This window comes from Bradyrhizobium sp. WSM1743, from assembly GCF_000473065.1.
Classification (GTDB): Bacteria; Pseudomonadota; Alphaproteobacteria; order Rhizobiales; family Xanthobacteraceae; genus Bradyrhizobium.
On the sequence record NZ_AXAZ01000097.1, the window covers coordinates 1 to 22,727 of the forward strand.

The window sequence follows — 22,727 nt, forward strand, 5'->3', positions numbered from 1 at the left end:
ACGATCAAGAACTGCATCGTTCAGAATTTCACCAACTGGGGCATCCTCGACACGAATGATGCGCTCAACACCCGTGTGGAGAACTGCACTATTGATGGCACCGGCTCACATGGAACAACTGGTCTCGGTGTCGGGGGCGGCACCAACTCTGCGATAATCGGCTGCGATATTAAGGGTATGGCGATCGCCATCAATATGTTCGGATCCGCCTTGGTCAAGGACAACTATATTCACGACCTGAATGATACGTCGAGCGACCCGGCGGCCCGGCACTTCGATGGCATACGGGCAATGGTGAGCGGCGCGGATATCGAGCACAACACGATCATGATGCCCGACCGAGACGGCGGCACTGCCGCCGTCTTCATCAATACTGAGTTACCCGATGCGCCCGGTCCTATCGATAATGTTAAGGTTATAGATAACCTGATGACCGGCGACGCTTCGTACACGGTCTATGTGACGCGCGGGGAAGGTGCCGTCACCAACGTCACCGTCGAAAACAACTACGTTGAGCGCGGGATGTACGGCTACTTCAATGTCAGCGGGACGACCCCGACTATCCGCAACAATGTCCTATGGGACAACCAAAAGAACCCCATCCCGTACCCAAAAAGATGATGCCCTTTTGCTTGGCGCAACTGCGGATACGGATTGCGGTACCCCCTAGTCAAGCGGTGATAGCAAATCGCCTAACCTAGTCAAATGTCTCCCATGAAAGGGTAGGATACATTTAGCGACCCATAGGCCAGCTTTTCGCGTCTTCCAGTCACTGGCCGATGCTCTGAGCGACGTAGTATCTACAGACCATTTTGTAGCGTTAGCCACTTCCGTGTCGTCCAGCGTGTCCTCAGCATCATGGGAGGAGGCGGGGCGGATTCGCAACGGCTATTCGTCGCTCAGTGACGGGGGTACGCGCAAGATCATCCAAAAAACAGGCGATGGCAACATCGCCGCCGGTTGCATCTTAAGGGCAGACACACGATAAATGTGTGAATGTGTCCGTATCTCATCAAGCGGCTTCATGCAGTCGAAGCCCGCGAGCGAGCCGCACTTGAAGAATGAGCAAGCTGTTTTTAAGATTGCAGGGTTTTGGTGCTGTCGGAACCTAAACCTGCAATTTCAGGGGAAGCGTGATCTCCTGTCAGCATTTCAAGCTGCCGCATGCGGCGATCCGCCAAACAGTTCAACCGGCATCAGCGGCAGTTGCGATCCTGCGAGCCGGTTCGACCGGTCATCTGTGTGGGGCGAGAGCACTCCGCAAGCCAGCAAGAAAATGTTTCCTTCAAGAGCAGAAGAGCTCGATGATCTACCCATTGGAGAAAACCTGGGCCTTGCCGCCTGGTAGTCGGCCAAGATGATCTCGAACTTCGTCCGGATAATTGCGTGGTTAGTTTAGTCCGTGATCAGGGAGCCCTTGTTCACCATTTCATCGGAAATGATTTCAGGGCAACCTACGGCCGGCTCGTGGTCGCAGTCTACGTGTCTGCTCGGGCCGGGCAGATGCGGAGCAGCTTCATCACGCATGAATACACCAATAGGTCAAGGAGGTGGTGTTTGAAATGTCTGACAAATCGGCATTGTTATGGCGATTGGGGTCCCTCGTCCGCAACTTCGCGAGCAGCGAGTCAGCGATGGCTGCTCAATTTGATGGCGAGGCAGCGTCAGTTTGAAGGCGCGCAGGGTGAGCTCTTCCTCAACGTTGCCTTCGGCTATATCAAAGTCTCCCACGATCAGATTGAGAAGGATCCTGATCGATGCATTCAGGAGGCGCTCGCACTCGTGTTCGCCAAGTTCGCCGAGATGCAGACGCTGCGCCAGGTTCACCTACAAGAGTGAATCGCCTTGCCTGCAGTCAGCCGTGGCCCCGAGCGCCGTCACGTCGAGTGGAAGTTACCTACACGATCCGCCACATCCTGACCAATCCGATCTATGCTGGCGCCTACGCCCTCGGGCGTTCTGGCAGTCGGATGACGATCGAGGCCGGCCGCAAGAGAATCGTGCGGGGCTTCCGCTGGGAGCGCAGCACCTGGGAGGTTTTGATCAAGGACCACCATGAGGGCTACATTACATGGGCGGAGTTCGAGAGGAGTCAGCGCTTGATCACCAATAGCGCCAATGGGAAGAGCTTCATGAGTCGTGGCTCGGTCCGCTGCGGTGAGGCGCTTCTTGCAGGGCTCCTTCGCTATGGTCACTGCGGTCGCAAACTTCACGTTGCCTACAGCGGCACGCACAGTAACGTCGGGCGCTATCATTGCCGCGGTAGCCAGATGAATCATGGCGGAGAGCCATGCATCTCATTCGGCGGCCCGCGTGTGGATGCGCAATCAGCGTCGAAGTCATCGCGCGCCTCCAGCCGCTCGGAGTCCAGGCTGCGCTGTACGCCATGGAGGACCGCGGCCGGGAGCACACGAGAAGCTGAGTCAACTTGAACTTGCCCTTGAGCAAGCGCGCTATGAGGCCACTCGGGCTCGTCGGCGCTATGAGGCTGTCGATCCCGACAATCGTCTGGTCGCCGGCGAGCTGGAGCGACGTTGGAATGAACGCCTGCTGGCGGTCCGCGCGCTCGAGAAAGAGCGCGGTGCACTGTTGGCCAAACCGGAGAGTCCTCTGAGCGAGGCCGATCGCGAGCGGGTGCTTGCGCTTGGCTCCGATTTGGAGCGGGCCTGGAACAGTCGTGGCGCGACGCCTTCCACGCGCTAGTGAATCATCCGAACCTTAATCCACGAAATCGTTGTACGCGTCCGCGATGCGGCAATTGAGCTTGTGATCCACTGGCAGGGCGGGGATCACACAGCGCTAGAAACCAGAAAGAACCGCACGGGCCAACACCGCTGGAACACATCCGCAGATGTCATCGATCTCGTGCGTGTTCTGGCACGCCAGATGCCCGACGGCACGATCGCGGCGGTCCTCAACCGAGCGGGCAAAGTCGACGGGGCACGGTAACAGCTGGACCGCGCCCGCGTTCGCCACTTGCGCAACCACCAAGCTATCGCGCCCTACCGGGAGAAGGCGAGCCCATGGAGAGAGGAGAAATCACTCTGGATGAAGCCGCCGCTGCGTTGAAGGTCAGCCCATCGACGGTTCGCCGCCTGATCGCGGAGCGACGCTTGCCCGCGCACCAGCTGCGCAAAGGCGCACCATGGGTGATCAAGGCGCCTGATCTGGAGCACTCCGAGATCAGGAATGCCGCGCAGGCGCGGCGCTTCCGGCGCCCGTCGTCTGGCGATCTCCGCCAAGGAGAGCTTGAACTATAATGACATAGCGAGGTGGGCAGTATGAATCGGACTCGGGCGGCCCAAGCAGATGGACCGCCTCGGCGCGGTCGATGAACTTCAATTCGGCCAGCGCCAGGATGCGATTGCGATCGAGCGAGGGCTGAAATGCGAAGTCGAAGCCGGCGCGCGTTTTGACGGTGGTCAGGCGAGACATTCTCAGCGCGGTGCTGACACGGCGATTGTCGCGCAGCGTCAGCTCGTCGACAAGCAGCTGATCGAGCGCCTCAATCCAGGTGACCTCACCCTGTTCGATTCGCCGCAGTGCGGTGTCCAGTATTTCCAGCGCACGTGGCATCTTGAGTGCGACCAGGATTTTCTTGACGCTGTCGATCGCTGCCGGCTGCGTGTGGATGGTCATGGCCGGCCTCCCGATTGGGCGAGCCGTTTGCAGACAGCTTGGTAAAACTCCAGCGACCGTCGTGGAATGTGGATCGCCGGTCCGACCGCCGAGCGCGTCGGCCGCGCCAGCTCGCGATCTGGGCCGGTTAAGTGCCTGGCGATGCTCAGGTGCGATGCGGGTCCGCCGGCGACCTTACAGAACGGGATGGACGGCGATGATGTGGCCTTGATCGAGAATGCGAACGATACCTGCTTTGCGATCCGTTAGTCGCCCCTTAAGAAGCCGTTTCAAGCGTGGCTGGGAGGACGAGCGATCGCGGCAGGACCGTGAGGATTAGGCGCAACAGAAGCCTCAGCCCGGCGAGGAGGAGGCAAAGATGACGGCGATCAGAACGAGGTTAGCGGCATCGCTGTCGTGGCCCTTGAGCTGGTTTAGTGGTCTGATTCATTCGGACGATTCCCAAATCGGCCGAAGCGGTTCAAGCTCTCGTTATGAGAGCAGGAATTGTCGTCAATGTCACCCGAGCGGATCACGGTCGACTTGAGGCTGTCGTCTCGGACCGCAGCGCGCCACAGGAGCATGTTTGGCGTGCCCAAATCATCCTCGCGACCGCCGATGGCTGTGGCACTGCCGAGATCATGCGGCGGTCGCGCAAAGCAAGCCGGTGGCATGGCGCTAGCAGGCACGGTTCATGGCGGAGGGCGTCGACGGGCTGCTGCGCGACAAGACACGCCCTCCCGGCAAGCCGCCGCTGCCGGCGATACCGTTCGGAAGGTGATTGAACTTGTGAGCGGCCCGCCGCAGGAGCGGCGTCGCATTGGACCGGCCGGATGCTTGCAGAGGCGATCGGGATCAGTCTGCGGTTGGTGCAGTGCATTCTGGAGGCTCATCAGCTTGCGCCGCACCGTATCCAAACGTTCAAGCTGTCGAACGATCCGAAGTTCGCCGAAAAGCTCAAGGATGTGATCGGCATTTATGTCGACCCTACTGCGCATGCCGTCGTCCTTTCAGTCGATGAGAAGAGCCAATCCAGGCCCTCGACCGCACCCAGCCGGGTTGCCGATGAAGCCGGGCCGCGCCGGAACCATGACCCACACTACAAGCGCAACGGCACTACCACGCTGTTCGCCGCACTCAATGTCCTCGACGGCACCATCATCGGTCGCAACATGAAGCGTCATCGGCATCAGGAGTTCATTCCTTCCTCAACGAGGTCGACGCACAGGTTTCCCAGGCAAAAGTCTATCCATGCGGTCGTCGACAACAATGCAACTCACCACCATCCAAAGGTCCGCCAATGGCTCACCCAGCATCCACGCTGGACCTTCCACGGCTTCCTGGCTCAACGCCGTCGAAGGCTTCTTCGCCAAGCTCACCAAACGCCGCCTCAAACGCGGCGTCTTTCGATTCGTTGGCGATCTCAAGGAGGCCATCAACAGCTTCATCGAAGAGACCAACGCCGAACCGAAACCTTTCGTTTGGACGGCTCACCCAAATCGCATGCTCGCCGCTGTCAGACGTGGGAACAAACGTTAGAGTCGCTCCACTAGCAGCCAGCCGAGGCGTCCGTGGGCCTTGATGCGACCGATCACGGGCTCCACGGCGGAGCGGCGCCTGAGCTCGCGTTTGACGTCGACAGAATCGATTTCGCAGCGGGCGAGTTTTTCAGTGGAGGTGAGGTAGCGAAGTCCCTCTCCCGGCGTCGACCAGGACCCATTGTAACCCTGTCATGGGGCTAGGCGGGATTGGAGTGGTGGGGTAGTGTGTATCCTTTCGTTAACTCTGGAGCAGTTAATGCGTTTAGCGGTTATTGCAGCGGGTAATCCGCTGGATATCAGTACTTGGTCCGGCACGCCTTATTTTATGACCAAGGCCCTGGCGCAGAAATTTCCGGATCTAGTCACGGTTAGAGCGCCGCGGGCACCGTGGTTCCCGTTCATCCGACGTGCAGTAAGAAAGGCGAGTTCGGGCCGCATCGATCTGGAATGGAGCCACGCCATCGCAAAGCGTGACGCTGGCCGGATCGCTCAACAATTGAAATCAGAAGGCGTCGATATTGCCATCTCCATCGCTTGCTCACCGATCACAGCATATCTTGCGCAGGCCATAGCGACGGTTCATGTCTCGGACGCGACCGTGCCGCTGATGCGAGACTATTATCAGGAATTTTCCCGGCTACCGGAAACGATCGCCCAGTGCGCCTTGGAGCTCGACAGAACTTCCGTTCTAAGGGCGAGAGTTTGTCTCTACTCGACGGCATGGGCCGCGCGTTCCGCCATCAACGACTACCAGGCCGATCCAGGCCGCATCCATGCGGTGCCTTGGGGCGCCAATGTCGAAGGGAAAAACTCGTTCAGTCGGACCGTGCCTTATGACGTCTGCCACCTCGTTTTCATCGGAGTGGACTGGAATCGGAAGGGTGGTGCAATTGCCATTGCCGCAGTGGAGAAACTAGCTCAGGCAGGATATCCGGTCCGGCTTCACGTCATCGGCGCCACGCCACCCCAAGGCCAACGCTCGGAAGCAATCATCGCTCACGGCTTCATTGGCAAGGGAACCCCAGAAGGTCGCCTCAAGTTCGATGAGATCATGCGTCAGGCCGCGTTCTTGTTTGTCCCGACCCGGCAGGATTGCTCACCTATGATCTTTGCGGAAGCGAACTCTTATGGCGTTCCGGTCATCACAACGCAGACAGGAGGCGTTGCTGATGTGGTCCATGAGGGCGTGAACGGACACCTCTTATCGGCAGATGCCGGCCCCGATGCATATGCCGACCTCATCTGGTCGATCTGGTCGGAGAGGGCAAGATACGAGCAGCTTCGGATTTCATCGCGCGTCAGATTCGATCATGCGCTGAACTGGAAAAGCTGGCTCGGTAAAGTCGTTCCGATCCTCGAAGGGCTCTATACAAAAGGCCGTATGATCGATGCGGCCAATTTGAAGTCAAGCGACGTCAGGATTTAACCCCGCGGCGGCATGAAGTGAGCCCTTGTTGTTTTGCGGAAGTGAAGCAAGCCGCTCGCGAAGCGCGCCCTTCATAGCGCCGTAGCGAGCGAGCGGCTTGAGTCACGATTTCTTCTCCGATTTGGCCTCTAGCGCAGTGGGCTTCTGCAATCGGCGCCTTTCCTTCGAGCGGTAGCTGTTGCCGCGGATCGTGATGCGTGGCTGTGGTACAGCAAACGATCAAAGATGCATGCGTCCTCGAGCAAGTTGCGTCAGCGCCAAACGAACCCAATTTTGGCTAGCCTCATGGACAGCTGGTATGTGGTCTTATCGGTGCGAACCTCCTACCCGCTCTTCTCGCACGAGAAATTAAACCGTGGTCGCATTTGCATTAATTATTGCGTTTAAGTGCTCGCGCGATTATGGCTGCGGCGCAACACGCGGCCTGCGGTTTGCGCATCGGTGCGCCGAATGCGGAGAGCCCGACCCTTAGTGAAGTTTCGTTTCAGCTGCGAAGCGGGCAGGCCGTCGGAATCATCGGTCCGAGCTCGGGCAAATCGACCATGGCGCGGGCGCTTGGTCGGGGTGTGGCCATGCGTTCGCGGCCGGATAGCTCGACAACGCTGCGCTCGATCACTGGTCTTCGGACGCGCTCGGCAAGCATATCGGCTATCTGCCTCAGAACGTCGAGCTGTTCGACGGCAGCATCGCCATGAACATTGCGCGGTTCGATCCGAAGGCGACGGCTGCTGCAGTACTTGAAGCCTCGCATGCCGCGGGCGCGCACGAGCTCATTCTTTCCCTTTCGGACGGCTACAGCACGAAAATTGGCGAGGCCGGGATGGCGTTATCGGCGGGTCAGCGACAGTGCATTGGGCTAGCGCGCGCCTTCTACGGCAAACCATTCCTGGTCGTGCTCGATGAGCCGTCTTCGAATCTCGATGCCGAGGGCGAGGAGGCTTTGACCGAGGCGATCCTGAACGTGCGCCGCCGGCGAGGGATTGTCGCCGTTGTCGCGCATCGCCCGAAGGCGCTGCAAGGTGTGTGGACCATGTGCTGTGCTGTGCCTCGGGAAGCCAGGGTTCAGTCCTTCGGCAAGAGAGAGGAGGTTCTCAACAGAGTGTTGCGAAATCCTGTGCCGCTCAAGGTGGTCAGGGAAGGTCACGGGGCCGCCGATGACCAGCCACGTGACACCGGCCATGGAATCCATCCAGCGCTACATGATTGTCGGCATGATCATGTTTGGCACCGTGGCGTTCGGTATCGGCGGTTGGGCGACAACGACCCAATTGTCGGGCGCCGTGATCGCCCAGGGCGTGGTCGTGGTGGATTCGAACGTCAAGAAGGTTCAGCACGCCACAGGCGGCATTGTCGGAGAGCTGCGCGTGCGGGAGGGCGACCGGGTCAATGCCGGTGATGTCCTGATCCGTCTCGACGAGACGCAGACGCTTGCAAACGCGACGATCGTCACCAGAGCCTCGATGAACTGCTGGCACGGCAGGCTCGCCTCGAAGCGGAGCGCGACGGCGCCGAGCAGATCGTGTTTCCCAAGGCCCTGTTCGACCGGACCAAGGAGACCGAGGCAAGCCGCGCGATCACTGCCGAGCAGAGATTGTTCGACCTGCTTCATCAGGCGAGGGGCGCCAAAAAGCGCAGTTGCAGGAAAAGAAGGCGCAGCTGGAAGACGAGAACAAGGGTTTTACGGGCCAGACAGAGGCCAAGCAGAAGGAGATCGATCTGATCCGCCAAGAACTGGAGGGCGTGCGCACCCTCTGGCAAAAGAACCTGCCGGCTCAACTCCCTCGAGCGTGATACCGCTCGTCTGGAAGGCGAGCGCAGTCAGCTTGCGGGAATGATCGCCCAATCAAAGGGCAAGATCGCGGAAATCGGGCTTCAGATCATTCAGATCGGCGACCTGCGGACAGAAGTCGGCAAGGATCTGATGGAAACTCGCTCGAAACTCTCCGAGCTTGCCCAACGCAAGACGGCGGCGGTCGATCAGCTGAATCGGATTGACATCAGGGCACCGCAATCCGGCCGCGTCCACGAGCTCAGCGTCCACACGGTTGGGGGGTGATCTCTCCCGGCGAGCAAATCATGCTCATCGTCCCGGATGCGGACTCGCTTGTCGTCGAGGTCAAGATCGCACCGCGCGATGTCGATCAGGTCTATGTGGGGCAGACTGCGACAATGCGTTTTGCAGCCTTTAACCAGAAGACCACCCCGGAAATCGACGGGGAGGTCAGCCTGGTCTCGGCAGACATTACGCAGGATCGGCGTGCCGGAACGAGTTACTATATGTGGCGCGTCCCTGCTGAAGCCGGAGGAACTGGCGAAACTCGGATCGGCCAAGCTGTTGCCCGGCATGCCGGTCGAGGTCTTCATCAAGACGCCGGGTCGGACCGCGCTATCCTACCTGCTCAAGCCGCTGCAGGATCAGGCGGAGCGCGCGTTCAGGGAGCGCTGAGCGCCTCCGAACCGGATCGCAACCTCGAATGCATGCATTCGAGGCTGCGTCCTATCCGCGCGCGTCGGCGGCGCGGCCAGCCCCTCGAATTGCGCCTTGGCGGCCGGGAGCGTAGGCAGTCGGCGTGTCGGGTCGACGACAGCTGATCACAAGCCAGGACTGCGTGGGCGGCCTGGTTTGACGGCCCGATCGCGGCGTATGCCTGTCGCCCGCTCGTGAAGCGACGGACTGCTCGAACGACCGTCCGCTCAGGACGTCCATTTGCTTGGCGTGCAAGGTCATGGCCGCAACGCCGACAAGTATTGAAGCTTCAGCCCCAGAATGACGAGTAGCTCTGGCATGTGACATCGGTCCTCCCCAGGGAAGCACCGTTCATGGACGATTTTGGCTTCGGCAACAAAATAAGCCCAGTCATCCCGGCAGCCGTTGCTGACAGTAAGCCGATTCTGTTGCCGCAGACCGCCAGACACCACAGTCGTGCAACTGCTTCACGCCGAGCGGGCCATCGACGGCGGGGTGTCGCTCGTTGAACGCCGGCGACGGGAATGCTGCGCCTCGCGCATGCGTCGATATCCAGGTCCTCACGACGAAATTCCCAGGCCTCGAACATTCAAGCAATCAAGGTGTCGCTGCGCAGCTGGTCAATCAGCGCAGCCGTGAGAGGGCGAAGGTGGCCACTGTTGGTGACGATATTCGATGTTGTGAAGCACCTCGGGCCTGATCTTCTCCAGGAGAGGTTCTGTGGGGCGCGATGCGACCATGATGATGCTTTCAAACCTCGCGCCGTCCTCGCCACCGTCAAGGCCGCTTCGCGCCGCCTCCGGCGGTGGCCTCCGGCCAGCCTTGACCGCGGCTGCGTCCCTCGATGCGATCAGCGACGCCCAGCGGACAGCGAGCTCCAGAGGCTATCGTCTGACATCGGCCACGGTCCCGTGGCGGCCAGTCTTTGTGAATGCGTAGACGTGCTTGGCTCCCGCCATTCCTGCGAGGACGGCGGTCACCGCATAGGCGCCACTTGCGGCTTCGGTCAGAACGGTCAATCCCGACAGATCCAGCTCCATCCGCGCGATGGCGAGTTTCATCGGCTTCTGCAGTCGAAGAGGTGAAAAGCCGACCTGGAGGGAATTTGCGTGTCCGTGTCAGCTGAACGCAATTGCGCGATGGTTGCGCCGGCTTCAATTCCGGTCAGGGATTCGAATCCCGATGTTGCCCGTGGAAGATGCCGGATTCATGGTGCTCTCAGCCGGCGCGCTCTGGATATCCGACCGCGCGTCGCGCGGAGCATGTAATAGAGCGGGTCGGGTATGAGCGCGCGAAGATGATCCTGCCAGCCCATTCGCTCGATCCACTGATCTTCGCCGGGACGCGCGGCCCAATACCGGACGCGGCGTTCGCCCGATGCAGGGACGCGGCGTGTCGTGGTGTAGTAGTAGGAGGCGACCGACAGGCGCATTCGACCGGGCGGGCAGGTGACCGGATCGGGCAGCCCATGGAGCGTGGCGCCGTGGGTCTCCCAGAGGATCATGGTGTTGAACCGCGGGAAGATGCGGCGTCCGAGCGCCGACATGTCCCGAGGCCACAGTTCAAGACTGCCGCCGTAAGAGTCGGGCCAATCCCGATTGAGATAGATGAGTAGATTGACACGGTGGAACAGTCCGGTCGTCGGATGTATCTCGAAATCTTGATGGATCTTCGTGAAGCCCCCTGGAGGCGTTCGATGCACCCCGGCAAATTTGTGAGTTGGATCGGAAAGAAGGTCGCGAACTCCCGTGATCGCCGACACGAATTCCCGGAAACGAGTGCTGTCCACGAGACTGAGCAGGTGCTGGGTAGCTGGTCCCAAGCCCTCCGAACTCTCCTGCTTCACGAGACGATCAGTGTTTGTCGTGATCAGACTGGTCTCTTCGAGCGCTGCGCATTCGGCCGCTATCATGTCCAGCAACTTTTCGGGAAATGCGTCATTGACGACAATGTGCGGCCAAGGTTTTGCATTGGTATATTCGGTACGCAGTGCGTCGGTCCGGACGAACAGGCCGCCCAGCGAGTGAAGCTGGAAATCTACATGCAATTTCGCGTCTCCTCTGTAGCAGTTTCTCTCTGTTGGCCCGCTCGGCTTCGATCTGGCTCCTAAACAAATAAATAATACGGTTAAAATAATCAAAATTAAATGTCAAAATAAATCCAAAATAAATTGTATATTTTGGAAAGCGGTTCTGGAGCAGAAATATTGTTTCAACATGTCACTCACCAAAGCTGCAACCTATGTGCAGTCTATTTAAATCATTCAATTGGCGAATGTAACAAGCATTTGCACTGCAGCATTGCGACGATTTGGCTTATGTTTTGAATAGGCTCGCGTGCAGGACGTCGAGGGAATTCTTGAAGAGCTGTGGAAAATTTGCAGCCGTGACCCTTCCAGCGATGACAGCTGCTGCTGCCCACCTCTCTGTCCGTTGCATATGCAAGCGCGCGCAATGGTTCATTGGCAAGCGGGTGGTTGTGTCGACTTCTAGACCGGCAGTTGTCAATGCGATGAGGAGCGGCCGGGCGTGTCCTCTAGCCCCAATGCAGCACGTCCTTGCGGGTATAAGTGTTCCATTCGGGAAAGAGCCGCTCCTCTTCTCAGGTCCATCAGGTCCTGCATTCGGCCCAGTAGTCCCAGCTCGATGAGCAGCGGATGGATCGGAATCACTCGGCCGGCGGCGTTCGTCTTGAGATTGCGCAGGTCCTTGACCGCGATCCGTCCGTTCCTGGCATCGAACGGCCGCCGGTCGAAATAATAAAGCTCGCCGTCGGTGCGGACGTCGGTGCATTTGAGCTGGCCGACCTCGCCGGGCCTCATGCCGGTGAGGAAGCAGATCAAGAAGCCCCAATAGATGTGCGATTGCACGAGGTACCCGCCGGGCTGCCAGACGTGCACGCGATTCTTGCAGCCGGTGAAGAGCGGCAACTTCAACGGCGTGAGCAACTCATCATCGTCGAAGGCATCGCGCGGCAACGGTGCCAGGTTTTCCGGCTCGATGCACACGAACTTGGGACGCGGTCCGCGGTAGTGCTTTTCGGCGATGGCAAAGTCAACGAATTTATAAAGCCCGGCCCAATAGTGGCTCTTGATGGTTGTGGTGGTCACGCGCTCAAGCACCGACCCGCGCGTCCGCCGGCACGTCACGCTCGACATAGGCGCGCAGCCGGGCGTCGAGGACGGTCCCCAGCGCCTCCAGGTCCGGAGCTGCGATCAGCTCCCGCACCCATCCGAGATTGTCCATCAGCCGGCGCCTCGCCTCATCAAAGTTTCCGGTCCTGAGGCTGATACGGAGAAGGGGAGCCAAAGAGTTTTGCTGCCTGTTCTCCCCAACCGAATCTGCAGGAAATAGCGACCGTCGCCGCGTCGAGCGAGATAGGAGGGACGCGCCACGAATGAGCCTTTCAGGGCGCGGCCGACGTGAGACATCCGGGTGGATGTAACACCGTCAAATCCGCTACTACATTCCGGCCAAGCTACGGAAAAACCTCAAGATTTCGCTTCGGATTTGGACTTGATAGGCGCGTCCCTCCCAAGATCGCCTGCGTTCGCCTACCCTCATCGAGTGGGGATAAGCTCGATTTTGGTCTAGCACCTCATTCGTGGCTCGTGGGCGGACTATTCCAGATGAGGTCACACTTGCTATATTAATGTAATTTAAATTAAATTCCCGTTCACGCTATCGCGTGGTTAAATAATCAAATAAATTTAATGTGCCATTTCACCATAGCCTGCATCTTCAAAACGTGACGCAAAAATATGGCTGCTTCGATCGAAACAAAGCCACCGATCCGAATTCTGGTGGGCATTGCGAGTTACGGTACCAACAATGCCCCCTACCTGGAGGAGATTATCCGTCAGTACAAATCTATGCCGTTCAAAATCGATATTGTTGTGTTCTCGAACATCGAAAAGAATCTGGGCGCGGACATTGAATGTACTATCGGGCTCCCGAACAAAAATCCTTGGTCGCTTCCTTTTGCGCACAAGAAGCTGTTCGTTGAGCGAGCTAACTCCTATGATCTATTCGTATATTCCGAAGATGATATTCTCATTGCGGAGAAGACAATTCGAGCGTGGTTGAACGTAACCGCTGAGCTATTGCCAAATGAGGTGGCGGGTTTTCTACGAATCGAATTCGGCAGCAATGGCGAGGTAAATTATCCGGACGCTCACGCCCATTTCCATTGGGATCCGTCGTCCGTTAGGCGGCGGGGCGCCTATACATTGGCTCACTTCACGAATGAGCACGCTGCTTGCTATGTACTTACCCAAGCGCAATTAGCCGCAGCGCTTAGGTCTGGAGGGTTCGACGTTGCCCCGCACGAAGGGAAATATGATCTGTTGTGCACGGCAGCCACAGATCCATATACTCAATGCGGGTTCACGAAGTTGATTCCCGTTTCGCACCTAGGTGCGTTTACAGTTCACCACATGTCCAATCGCTATGTGGGGAAAATAGGCGTCACGGCCGAGGAGTTTGGCAGACAAATCGATGTATTACTACGCATTGCCGACTGTCCGCCGAAAGCATTGATCCCGACCGAGACCAGGCTTTGGCGCAATGCGTATTCCAAAGACTATTACGAGCCCGTTACGGAACAATTTACTTCGCTGATTCCGCCCGCCGCACGCAGCGTGTTCTCGATAGGTTGCGGTTCGGGGGCCCTCGAACGATGGCTGGCGAAGAAGGGTTTGCGTGTTGCCGCCATACCTTTGGATCCGGTTATTGCCAGTGGTGCGGCAGCTGACGGGGTGGAGATGTTTTATGAAGACTTGGAAGGTTTGAAAAACAAAAAGCATTTCGACTGCGTTCTTTGTTCGAACATATTGCATCTCGCGCCCAAACCTGAGAAGTGGCTTTCACTAATGCACACGTTCATGCATGGGAACTCGACACTGATCATACAAACGCCGAATATGATGTCGTTGAAAGCAATTAGAAGTCGGTGGAAGGATGGTCCGCTCATCCCCCTCGTTGATTACACGACGATGGGAACGCATTTTAGCTCCGCTCGATCAATCCGAAAGTGGTGTTCCAAGGCAGGCTTCAGGATCGAAAAAATATCCAAAATCCTGCCGCATCCCACGGACGGGAGGGCCGGCTTGGCTTCCGCGATCGCCGGGCATCTCCCAACACTGTTCTTGTCGCCATTCGCAAGTTCCATCGTGGTTACGGCCACCAGGAAAGTTAAGTAAATCGACGCGAGGGATATACTTACTCGGACTGTTGCTGTTCTTATTGGCTTTGCGTCCTTACCTACTTTCTTGCGACGTTCGAGACGTGCGCTAATCGTTGGACGATGGATCAAGAACGCCTTCGCCAGCACCAGCGCTCATGAACAATTTTATTTTGCGTCCCGTCGTGGAACTGGGCGGGCTAAATCATTTTGTGGGGATTTCACCGCCCTAGGAGCAATTCATGGCTGGCTAGGCTGGATCGGGGGTTCCGGTGAGGAGTGGTTTGTGATGATGCTGGTTGGGCGGGGGCCTCATCTGATGAGCCGACCTCCTTCCAATAATCTGCGAGAGCGAGTGGTGGCAGCGGTGATAGCTGGCGAGAGCTGCCATACCGTGGCGTGCGGGTTGAAGACCTATTTGAAGAGAGCTTCGTAAGCCGCAATCAGTTTCGGCCCTTCATGTTCCCAGGATAGCTCGTTGCGTACGCGTTGGCGTCCGTACATGCTCATCTCTTGGCAACGAGCCGGGTCATCGATAAGTTCAAGAATCTTATTACCGAAATCGGCAGTGTCCGTTTTGCGCGCGTAGAGAGAGGCTGATTGCGCCGACACGCGCCCCTCCGTGAGATCGAATTGCACGATCGGCTTGCCCAGCGCCATGTACTCCATGATCTTATTCATGGTGGACATGTCATTCATAACATTGGGACGGTCGGGATTGACACAGATGTCTGCGGTGGAGAGCACTTTGAATAGTGTAGTGTCATCAACCCGGCCGGTGAAGTTCACGAATTCCGAGAGCTGCATGCGGGCGCACGTCTCCTTCAGCTTCTTCAGGCTCGGACCGCCCCCCATGACGACGAACTGGACATCTGACCGTTGGCATGTTGAAGTAATATGCCGCACTGCCTCCAGTAGAAGATCGATGCCTTCCTGCTCCCCGATAACGCCGACGTAAGCGACGAGATGTGCGCGCCCGTTGCGCCAGGTGACGTCGGGAGGCAGTTCGCGCACGCGCGCGAGGTCCGGCCCCGAGCGGACGACGAATACCCGATCCGGCTTCATCTTGCCGCGCTGAATGGCGACTTGGGCATAAGACAGGTTGGTGGCGATCGAGATGTCTGCCACGCGGAAAGTCATTCGTTCCAGAAAGATGAGCGCTCTCCAAAGCAGCCCGCGATTTCCAAATTTTGCTTCGAATAATTCCGGGTTTAGATCGTGGTGATCGAAAACGAACTTCTTGCCGAACAAATATTTATAGATGGCGCCAACTAGGAAAATGAGGTCTGGTGGATTGCAGGCGTGAATCGCGTCGAAACCTCTGGTCCGGAACACCTTGAAGGAGTACACACATTGCCAAAACAGTGCGGTGCTGTATTCGGCAAAGTACCCCAGCTTGCCTTCGGCCTGAATTGGCAGCGGGTAGCGATAGATCTCGATGGAATCGATCGATTCGAATGGGCTCTCCGCGAACGGACCACGGGGGCAGATCACGCATACATCATAGCCTGCTTCTCGCAGTGATTGCGCTTCCGCCCAGACGCGACGATCGAAAGGAACCGGCAGGTTCTCCACGATGATTAGGATTTTGCGCCGCCGAGCGGTACCCGCCGCGTCGAAAGCAGATGTTACTGTCATGCTGATCCTGGAACTCGCTATTACCAACAAATGCCGTGATAATTTGCTCCGGTCCGCATCTTCGGGTTGATCCGCACAAGATCGATGAGGATTTTCTCATCCAGTAAGGGATGCGGGTATCTCTGAAATTCGGCGCGATTTCCAACCACAAGGACGTCTGCGAATTCAATAAGATCAGATATTGTTTCCCGAAGCAGACAGGCAATGTGAGGCAAGCGCTCCGTCAGATAATCCCTGTTGCCCCCGGTTAGACGCGACAAACGAACGTTGGAATCATAAATTGCTATTTCATAACCGCGACCAATCAGTCTTTCGGTGATCTCCAGCAGAGGGCTGTAGCGCAAATCGTCCGTGTCAGGCTTGAAACTCAATCCTACGACACCAATACGTCGCTTGCCCGTTGCGGCAATCAGTCGGAAGGCGCTTCGAAGCTGGTTTTCGTTCGCCTGAAGGACGGCATCGAGTAAGGGAGTCTCGACGTCGGCCAGTCTTCCGGCATAGCGCAAGGCACTTACATCCTTTGGTAAACAAGAACCGCCGAATGCAAATCCAGGCTTGAGGTAGGCAGGAGAGATGTTCAGTTTCGTGTCGCTCACAAGCGTCTTCATGATCTCATGGCTGTCGACACCCATCGCCTTGCAAAGCAGGCCCAACTCGTTCGCGAAGCTGATCTTCGTGGCGTGCCACGCATTGTTTGCATATTTGACGGCCTCCGCCGCGCGGACAGACATGACCTGCGGTGCCGCGGAACACTTCGAATGAATATCCAGCAGACGCCGAAGGGTCCGCTCGTCATTGTCGACACCGAACACTATCGCGCCCGGATCGTCATAATCCGCGATGGCCATTCCTTCTCTCAAGAACTCAGGAAAGTAAGCGATCCCGAAGCCTTGACCTGCCTGTTTGCCCGACGATCGCTCAAGTATAGGTATGATCAATTGTTCCATCGTCCCGGGCAGCATTGTCGAGCGAACTACAACGGAATGGAAATGGCTACTCTCGCGGAGACTTTCTCCGATCTGTTGCGCCACTCGGCATGCGAATGATGTGTCAAGCGAGCCATTTTCCTGCGACGGTGTTCCAACGCAGACAAAGGAGATATCGGTTGATAGGACAGCCTCAACAGCATCCGTCGTCGCCTTCAAGCGGCCGGCGCGGACACCCGAAAGGATGCTTTCGCCAAGCCTTGGCTCTACGATTGGCGAGAGACCTCGGTTGAGAACATCGACTTTGTCCTCGTTGACATCGATCGCCACCACTTTATGGCCATCCCGCGCAAGGCAGGCTGCAGACACCGAACCAACATAACCAATTCCGAAAATGCCAATTCTGAGCTTCGCTGCACTGTCCGCAGGGATAATTTCTTGGACATCGATGTGCTTTGGAGTGTGCCGCGCGAGACCTGACCCCCTGTACACCAAGCTTTCCATAATTTGATCCTTCGGAAGCGTAAGCTAATCGACCAAGCTGCCCTCGGAAAAACCCGCGTTTAATTTAAATTAAATCGACAATTTGAATTTGGCAATAGCTTTTAAATAGCGAGATTTAATATTATTGGCTGGGCGACGCCGCTTGCGCCTGATAATCGCGGTAGTAACCAGGGTTTCGATCGCGATTCCGGCCCACAGCGAAAGCTCGTTAATCGCCAGGATATAAGGACCGTGATCTGCAAGTTTCGGTCAGCCGGATAGACGCGGTCGTGGTCTGCAATGGCTGCACTGACGACACCGCCGAGATCGCCGGCGTTTCGTGCGATCGTCCGAGTTGTCGAGTCCGAGATCGCAAAGAACACTCATGCGCTGAATCTCGGCGATAGGATCTCATGCGGTTGTCCTATGCCGACGTCAATATCATGATTAGTGTCGATGTCATCCTGGCTCTGGCGAAACGACTATGGCGTCAAGAAAAGCAGCGAGATTGCCGTGTCGCTCTGGTGCATAGAAGCTTGCGGGCGCTCGTGATACCCGCATTCTCCTGATGAATTGCGGTCATATTCCTAGCTTCCGAGATGGCTTGCGTAGCGGCGGTGCCGCGATCTTCACCACGAGAATTTCATCTGGTGCAACGGGCTGCCGGAATACCTAATTAAGCGTTTTCCCGGAGGGTGGCAGCGGAGTTATACGCCGGGATAGCCACCGTGATTGTCATATTGGAGAACTACAGCCTTGGCCCTATGCCAAGAGGTTGTTGCAACTATTGGATGAAACGGATTGGGCTAATCGACTGCAGCAGGCTCTTGTCTGGCCGGTTGAGTTCGATTCCACTCTCCCGAGATCTGCCGGCCGTCTCCCCTGAGCAGCACTCCGACCATGCGGCCGCCGCGATAGAGTCTGATCGCGATCAGACAAAGTAGTGCGAGAATGCGCTGGTAGGAGCCCGAGACGCGCGGCGAGGAGACAACTGTCTTCAATTCAAATATCGGAGACCCGGCGACAGCGATTGCTCTTGCCAGAAAGCGCAAAGCCCCAAGGCGTTGAGGCCGGATGCGTTCGTAATCATGCGCGATATGTCTATCCCATTTCCTCCTCAGCTCCGCGAAGGTCTTCCGGGCCGGGTGAAATACTATCATTTCCGGCACATATCGTATTGCATAACCGGCAGCGCGAGCGCGAAGGCCCCAATCGCGATCTTCGGCAACCTCAATTCCCGCAAACGGTCCGACTTTGGCGAGGACCGACCGCAAGGTTGCAAGATTGCCGGTCCCAGAGAATCCTTCTGCGATGTGTTCGTTATTGCGGTACGAATAGATGCTCTCATATGGTTCGAGAAATGTAGGCCGCGACGGGTGCTCATACCCGACACGCACATCGCCTCCTATGATTGTCGTCGTCCCATCGGTCAACGCGGTTTCGATCGCGGAAAGCCATCCGGAGTCGGCTCGGCAATCGGCGTCGATAAATGCCAGGATCCGGCCGCGCGCCTCGCGGATTCCACGGTTGCGCGCCGGCCCAGGGCCGGGAATTCTCTCTAAGAGGAGCTGTACATCCGGCCAGGCAGAACAGATTTTGTCGGGCAGTCTGGCCGAACCGTTGTCGACGACGATGATCTCGACATCGCTCGTGACGCCGCGCTGGGCGTGCAGGGCTTCCAATCCAACTCTGAGATGGTCTTCCTGGTTGAGGTGCGGAATAATAATCGAGATGAGCATTGCCGGGTACTCCGTCAGAAGAATTCGCGTAGAAACGTCTCGAGTGCAAACAGGGCCCAGAGCGTTTTCTCGTGGTTCTGCTTGCCGTTGGCGTGCTCGTCCAGATAAAGCGCGACTGTCGCGCGGTCGAGATAGGGGCTGGAGATACTGTCCGGCGAAAGCAGGAGCTCTCTTGCCGAATCGCGCAGCGGGCCGCGAAACCATTCGGTCACCGGCATTCGAAAGCCATTCTTTCGCCGGGTCAGAACTGATTGCGGTAGCCGTGGAGCCAATGCTTCGCGTACGATCCGTTTGGTGACTCTCCCCTTTATCCGGTAGCTGTCAGGTAAGGTGCTGGCGAACTCCGCGAGCTGGACATCCATGAATGGCGCGCGCGCCTCGATAGAGGCGGCCATGGTCATCATATCCATACGCTCGAGCAGGTTGTCGGGCAGCCAAGACGTCTGGTCAAAATGAAGCACCCGGCGCAGGGATGTGCTTCCCGGCGCTGGAGTGAAAGGGCGAGTATCAGGCTGGCGGGAAACCGATGGCCCGATCCAAACTCTGCTCCGCTCGACCGGCGTAATCGCACCAAACCACAAGATCATTCGCTCATCGAACCGGCGCGCGCGCATCGCTCTTGAGGCAATCCTCAACCTGCGAGCCGCTGCGGGAGCCGGGGATGTTGCGATCAGCAAAGCGTGCCCTGCGACCGACAGAACTCCCGGTCCAGCAAGGTGACCAAGATATCGTTCGATAAGGTGCTTCGGATAGCCAGCGAACATCTCGTCAGCCCCTTCGCCAGATAAGACAACCTTAACGTGTTTCGCCGCTTCCACCGACAGCAGATAGATTGGTAAATCGGCGGGTTCCGTGATCGGAGCGCCGCGGTGGCGGCCAAGCATCGGGAGCAAGTTGGTAAGGTCGTTCGCGGCCAGCTCCAAGGATGTATGTGTTGTGCCGATCTCACCAGCAGTTTCGGCGGCGGCGGTCAGTTCGGAAGCCGGATCATCCCGGAAACCGATGGAGAAAGTTCGTAGATTTGGTGCGCCAAGATGGGCCAATGTCGCCACAATCGCTGCGGAGTCGAGCCCGCCGGACAGGAAGGCCCCAAGCGGCACATCGGCCCTGCGGCGTAGCCTCACAGCTTCATCAAATACATCGAGGAAGGCTGCAATCGGATCGGAGGGTGGCTTCCGGCACTGCGCGGTTTCCTCCGGCGCGGTCCAGTAGCGCTCCGTTTTCATCACTCCGTCCTGCCACGTCAGAAAGCAACCTGGTTGCAGCTTGCGAATGCCGCGGAAAAAGGTGTAGGGGCCAGGGGCGTAACGCCAGCAGAGATAATGGTACAGAGTCTCGACGTCGAGTTCTGTATCGACTTGCGGGTGCGCGAGGAGCGCTGATATCTCGGAGCCGAACACCAACACAGGTCCCGAGGGCGTCTGCCGTTCAGCCAGGAACAGCGGTTTCTTGCCGAACTGGTCCCTCGCCAGCACAATGGTCCGTGCAACTTCGTCGTGCAGCACAAAGGCGAACATGCCCCTGAACCGGGGCAGGCATTCCGCGCCCCAGGCTCGCCAAGCTTCGAGAATAACCTCGGTATCCGAGCTGGACGTGAATCGCGCGCCGCGCTTAAGAAGCTCCTCTCGGATCTCGATGTAGTTGTATATTTCGCCATTGAACACGATGGTGAAGCGCCCGTCGTGGCTAGTCATTGGCTGACTGCCACCTGAAATATCGATGATCGAAAGGCGACGATGACCCATAGCGGCCACTGCTCCTCCAGAAAGGGGAAGGATCACCTGCCCTTCACCATCCGGCCCGCGATGCCGAATGGCGTTCGTCATGATTTGCAGGCATCCAAGGTCTGCTGGCGGTCCTATCCATCCCGCAATGCCACACAAAGGCTGCTCCTCTGATCACCTTGCAATAAATGGCATATCCGACACGATAAGCCGAATAAATGCCGTTAATATTTGATTTGCAATAATAATTATCGGGATTTCAGGGCAGTCAAGATATATAATCCTCGTCCATAGGTATATTAATTTGGGGGTGGAGAATATAATCCAGAGTGGTGTTGCTCTCGAGCCACCGGTCGGTATAGCAGGGACGGTTGTGCATGGTAATCGCGGCTGGCGAATTCGATCGATCTGCACCCGTCATTTCCATTATTGTCGTCAGCTACAACACGCGCGAGATGACGCTGGAATGCCTGCGGTCGGTCTTTGCGCAGACACGCCAGCCCTTCGAACTGATTGTGGTGGACAATGCCTCGTCCGATGGGTCCGCCGCTGCTATCGCGGCAGAGTTTCCGGATGTCCGCCTGATGGCGGAAATCGAGAACCATGGCTTCGCCAAGGCCAACAACATAGCTGCGTCCCATGCCCGCGGGGAGTATCTTCTGTTGCTCAACCCCGATACCGTCGTACTTGAGGGAGCAATCGATCGGCTCCTTGATTTTGCGCGTCGTGTGCCCGAAGCTGGAATCTGGGGCGGTCGGACGCTCCACGGTGACCGCAGCCTCAACCCTACCAACTGCTGGCGGCGCATGACGCTCTGGAGCGTGACGAGCCAGGTCGTGGGGTTATCCAGCCTGTTCCGCCGCAGCACGCTCTTCAATCCCGAAGGTTACGGCGGTTGGCCGCGCGACAGCGAGCGCGGGGTCGATATCGTCACGGGGTGTTTCCTTCTGATCCGGCGAGCATTCTGGAAGGACCTCGGAGGTTTTGACCCGAGCTACGTGATGTATGGCGAAGAAGCCGATCTCTGCCTGCGCGCCCAGGCGAAGGGGGCGCGGCCGATGATCACGCCAGAAGCTCAAATCGTCCATTATGCCGGTGCTTCCGAAACAGTGCGGTCCGACAAAATGGTGCGGCTACTACGTGCCAAGGTGCTGCTGATCCGGCGGCATTTTCCTCGTTGGCAGCGGCCGGCCGGCCTGATGCTCTTCCGGCTTTGGCCGCTCAGCCGATACTGGGCAACGCGCGCGCTAGGGCGGCGCATGGCTGCCCAAACTTGGGGCGAGATCTGGCGACGACGGCCCGAATGGTGGCATGGCTGGCCGGAATCTGGGAACGGGCCGTAGAGCGACCGGGATAAGACGCAAGAGGCTCCTCACTCCTCAGCCAAACGAGAATGCGGCGGGAGTTGTGTTCGATGGCGGAGAGGATGACGTTGACGCCGTCGTAAAAGTTGTCCGGCGCCGCCTCGGCGGTGCGAAGCAAAAGGGCGATCATCTTTTTGGGTACGGGGTGGGGCTCTTTTTGTTATCCCATTGGACATTGTTGCTGATAATCGGGGTCTATTTTTAACTTGAAGATTATCAATGGGACCGGGCGCATCGGGGTACTCAGTATTGATGAAGACGGCGGCAGTGCCGCCGTCTCGGTCGGGCATCATGATCGTGTTGTGCTCGATATCCGCGCCGCTCACCATTGCCCGTATGCCATCGAAGTGCCGGGCCGCCGGGTCGCTCGACGTATCATTCAGGTCGTGAATATAGTTGTCCTTGACCAAGGCGGATCCGAACATATTGATGGCGATCGCCATACCCTTAATATCGCAGCCGATTATCGCAGAGTTGGTGCCGCCCCCGACACCGAGACCAGTTGTTCCATGTGAGCCGGTGCCATCAATAGTGCAGTTCTCCACACGGGTGTTGAGCGCATCATTCGTGTCGAGGATGCCCCAGTTGGTGAAATTCTGAACGATGCAGTTCTTGATCGT

At 57.6% G+C, this 22,727-nt stretch carries 18 protein-coding genes and 3 pseudogenes; 11 read left to right on the top strand and 10 right to left on the bottom strand.

Features of this window, described 5'->3' with window-relative positions; translation table 11 throughout:
- The 5 genes from YU9_RS0135235 to YU9_RS50480 all read left to right on the top strand — a co-directional run.
- Nucleotides 1–621 (top strand): right-handed parallel beta-helix repeat-containing protein (locus YU9_RS0135235; RefSeq protein WP_027576959.1); only part of this gene is annotated, 621 nt, incomplete at its 5' end.
- Nucleotides 622–1,024: 403 nt separating this feature from the next.
- On the top strand, nt 1,025–1,348 hold the full coding sequence (locus YU9_RS48430; protein ID WP_156952307.1) for a hypothetical protein: 324 nt from the start codon (nt 1,025–1,027) through the stop codon (nt 1,346–1,348).
- Nucleotides 1,349–1,650: 302 nt separating this feature from the next.
- Entirely contained in the window at nt 1,651–1,839 is a 189-nt protein-coding gene (locus YU9_RS49375; protein WP_027576960.1) for a hypothetical protein, read from the top strand.
- Nucleotides 1,758–2,432 carry a recombinase family protein gene (locus tag YU9_RS50475; protein WP_245266670.1) on the top strand — a complete coding sequence of 225 codons (675 nt, stop codon included), beginning with the start codon at nt 1,758–1,760 and terminating at the stop codon, nt 2,430–2,432. Before YU9_RS49375 ends, YU9_RS50475 begins: the two co-directional genes overlap by 82 nt.
- Nucleotides 2,433–3,023: 591 nt before the next feature.
- A complete protein-coding gene (locus tag YU9_RS50480; RefSeq protein ID WP_027576963.1) occupies nt 3,024–3,260 on the top strand; it encodes a helix-turn-helix domain-containing protein in 237 nt (78 codons plus the stop codon).
- Here YU9_RS50480 and YU9_RS43505 read toward each other — a convergent pair.
- A complete protein-coding gene (locus tag YU9_RS43505; protein ID WP_305728071.1) occupies nt 3,184–3,639 on the bottom strand; it encodes an ATP-binding protein in 456 nt (151 codons plus the stop codon). The two genes, YU9_RS50480 and YU9_RS43505, sit on opposite strands and share 77 nt — an antisense overlap.
- An 812-nt stretch (nt 3,640–4,451) precedes the next feature.
- Between YU9_RS43505 and YU9_RS43510 the strand changes: the two genes are divergently transcribed.
- The 4 genes and pseudogenes from YU9_RS43510 to YU9_RS43520 all read left to right on the top strand — a co-directional run bounded on the left by YU9_RS43510 (nt 4,452) and on the right by YU9_RS43520 (nt 9,031).
- Complete coding sequence (locus YU9_RS43510) at nt 4,452–5,171, top strand: transposase (protein ID WP_245266672.1); 720 nt, start codon at nt 4,452–4,454, stop codon at nt 5,169–5,171.
- 244 nt (nt 5,172–5,415) lie between these two features.
- The gene (locus YU9_RS44875) at nt 5,416–6,585 is read left to right on the top strand and encodes a glycosyltransferase family 4 protein (RefSeq protein ID WP_156952308.1); all 1,170 of its coding nucleotides are present in this window, start codon (nt 5,416–5,418) and stop codon (nt 6,583–6,585) included.
- 440 nt (nt 6,586–7,025) lie between these two features.
- Nucleotides 7,026–7,732 (top strand): annotated as a pseudogene (locus YU9_RS46730) (ATP-binding cassette domain-containing protein); the annotation flags it as partial.
- 7 nt (nt 7,733–7,739) lie between these two features.
- A pseudogene (locus tag YU9_RS43520) lies at nt 7,740–9,031 on the top strand (HlyD family type I secretion periplasmic adaptor subunit).
- 905 nt (nt 9,032–9,936) lie between these two features.
- On the opposite strand, the gene YU9_RS48435 reads toward YU9_RS43520, so the two are convergent.
- The 4 genes from YU9_RS48435 to YU9_RS50855 all read right to left on the bottom strand — a co-directional run bounded on the left by YU9_RS48435 (nt 9,937) and on the right by YU9_RS50855 (nt 12,297).
- Entirely contained in the window at nt 9,937–10,113 is a 177-nt protein-coding gene (locus YU9_RS48435) for a hypothetical protein (protein WP_156952309.1), read from the bottom strand.
- 146 nt (nt 10,114–10,259) lie between these two features.
- The gene (locus YU9_RS43525) at nt 10,260–11,099 is read right to left on the bottom strand and encodes a 2OG-Fe(II) oxygenase (RefSeq protein WP_245266674.1); all 840 of its coding nucleotides are present in this window, start codon (nt 11,097–11,099) and stop codon (nt 10,260–10,262) included.
- A gap of 456 nt (nt 11,100–11,555) precedes the next feature.
- Complete coding sequence (locus YU9_RS0135340; RefSeq protein WP_245266676.1) at nt 11,556–12,161, bottom strand: hypothetical protein; 606 nt, start codon at nt 12,159–12,161, stop codon at nt 11,556–11,558.
- Between the two features lie 4 nt (nt 12,162–12,165).
- Nucleotides 12,166–12,297 carry a hypothetical protein gene (locus YU9_RS50855; protein WP_256375934.1) on the bottom strand — a complete coding sequence of 44 codons (132 nt, stop codon included), beginning with the start codon at nt 12,295–12,297 and terminating at the stop codon, nt 12,166–12,168.
- 515 nt (nt 12,298–12,812) lie between these two features.
- Between YU9_RS50855 and YU9_RS43535 the strand changes: the two genes are divergently transcribed.
- The gene (locus YU9_RS43535) at nt 12,813–14,252 is read left to right on the top strand and encodes a bifunctional 2-polyprenyl-6-hydroxyphenol methylase/3-demethylubiquinol 3-O-methyltransferase UbiG (RefSeq protein WP_051380628.1); all 1,440 of its coding nucleotides are present in this window, start codon (nt 12,813–12,815) and stop codon (nt 14,250–14,252) included.
- A gap of 395 nt (nt 14,253–14,647) precedes the next feature.
- Here the strand turns inward: YU9_RS43535 and YU9_RS0135355 are convergent, their stop codons facing one another.
- The 4 genes and pseudogenes from YU9_RS0135355 to asnB all read right to left on the bottom strand — a co-directional run bounded on the left by YU9_RS0135355 (nt 14,648) and on the right by asnB (nt 20,902).
- The gene (locus YU9_RS0135355) at nt 14,648–15,871 is read right to left on the bottom strand and encodes a glycosyltransferase family 4 protein (protein ID WP_036018944.1); all 1,224 of its coding nucleotides are present in this window, start codon (nt 15,869–15,871) and stop codon (nt 14,648–14,650) included.
- Between the two features lie 146 nt (nt 15,872–16,017).
- Nucleotides 16,018–17,301: pseudogene (locus YU9_RS0135360) on the bottom strand (nucleotide sugar dehydrogenase); the annotation flags it as partial.
- 785 nt (nt 17,302–18,086) lie between these two features.
- Nucleotides 18,087–19,019 (bottom strand): glycosyltransferase family 2 protein, encoded by a 933-nt coding sequence (locus YU9_RS0135365; RefSeq protein WP_027576974.1) that lies wholly within the window; start codon nt 19,017–19,019, stop codon nt 18,087–18,089.
- Nucleotides 19,020–19,033: 14 nt separating this feature from the next.
- Nucleotides 19,034–20,902, bottom strand: coding sequence for an asparagine synthase (glutamine-hydrolyzing) (gene asnB / locus YU9_RS0135370; RefSeq protein WP_027576975.1), 1,869 nt, complete (start codon nt 20,900–20,902; stop codon nt 19,034–19,036).
- 218 nt (nt 20,903–21,120) lie between these two features.
- Between asnB and YU9_RS43540 the strand changes: the two genes are divergently transcribed.
- Complete coding sequence (locus YU9_RS43540; RefSeq protein WP_036018945.1) at nt 21,121–22,086, top strand: glycosyltransferase family 2 protein; 966 nt, start codon at nt 21,121–21,123, stop codon at nt 22,084–22,086.
- A 29-nt stretch (nt 22,087–22,115) separates the two neighbouring features.
- Here YU9_RS43540 and YU9_RS46735 read toward each other — a convergent pair.
- On the bottom strand, nt 22,116–22,727 hold a 612-nt coding region (locus YU9_RS46735; protein WP_198028354.1), incomplete at its 5' end, for a right-handed parallel beta-helix repeat-containing protein.

Coding starts and splice junctions, on each gene's coding strand:
- YU9_RS48430 (WP_156952307.1), top strand. CDS start 1,025: ATGCAGTCGAAGCCCGCGAGCGAGCCGCACTTGAAGAATGAGCAAGCT.
- YU9_RS49375 (WP_027576960.1), top strand. CDS start 1,651: ATGGCGAGGCAGCGTCAGTTTGAAGGCGCGCAGGGTGAGCTCTTCCTC.
- YU9_RS50475 (WP_245266670.1), top strand. CDS start 1,758: ATGCATTCAGGAGGCGCTCGCACTCGTGTTCGCCAAGTTCGCCGAGAT.
- YU9_RS50480 (WP_027576963.1), top strand. CDS start 3,024: ATGGAGAGAGGAGAAATCACTCTGGATGAAGCCGCCGCTGCGTTGAAG.
- YU9_RS43505 (WP_305728071.1), bottom strand. CDS start 3,639: ATGACCATCCACACGCAGCCGGCAGCGATCGACAGCGTCAAGAAAATC.
- YU9_RS43510 (WP_245266672.1), top strand. CDS start 4,452: ATGCTTGCAGAGGCGATCGGGATCAGTCTGCGGTTGGTGCAGTGCATT.
- YU9_RS44875 (WP_156952308.1), top strand. CDS start 5,416: ATGCGTTTAGCGGTTATTGCAGCGGGTAATCCGCTGGATATCAGTACT.
- YU9_RS48435 (WP_156952309.1), bottom strand. CDS start 10,113: ATGAAACTCGCCATCGCGCGGATGGAGCTGGATCTGTCGGGATTGACC.
- YU9_RS50855 (WP_256375934.1), bottom strand. CDS start 12,297: ATGGACAATCTCGGATGGGTGCGGGAGCTGATCGCAGCTCCGGACCTG.
- YU9_RS43535 (WP_051380628.1), top strand. CDS start 12,813: ATGGCTGCTTCGATCGAAACAAAGCCACCGATCCGAATTCTGGTGGGC.
- YU9_RS0135355 (WP_036018944.1), bottom strand. CDS start 15,871: ATGACAGTAACATCTGCTTTCGACGCGGCGGGTACCGCTCGGCGGCGC.
- YU9_RS0135365 (WP_027576974.1), bottom strand. CDS start 19,019: ATGCTCATCTCGATTATTATTCCGCACCTCAACCAGGAAGACCATCTC.
- YU9_RS43540 (WP_036018945.1), top strand. CDS start 21,121: ATGGTAATCGCGGCTGGCGAATTCGATCGATCTGCACCCGTCATTTCC.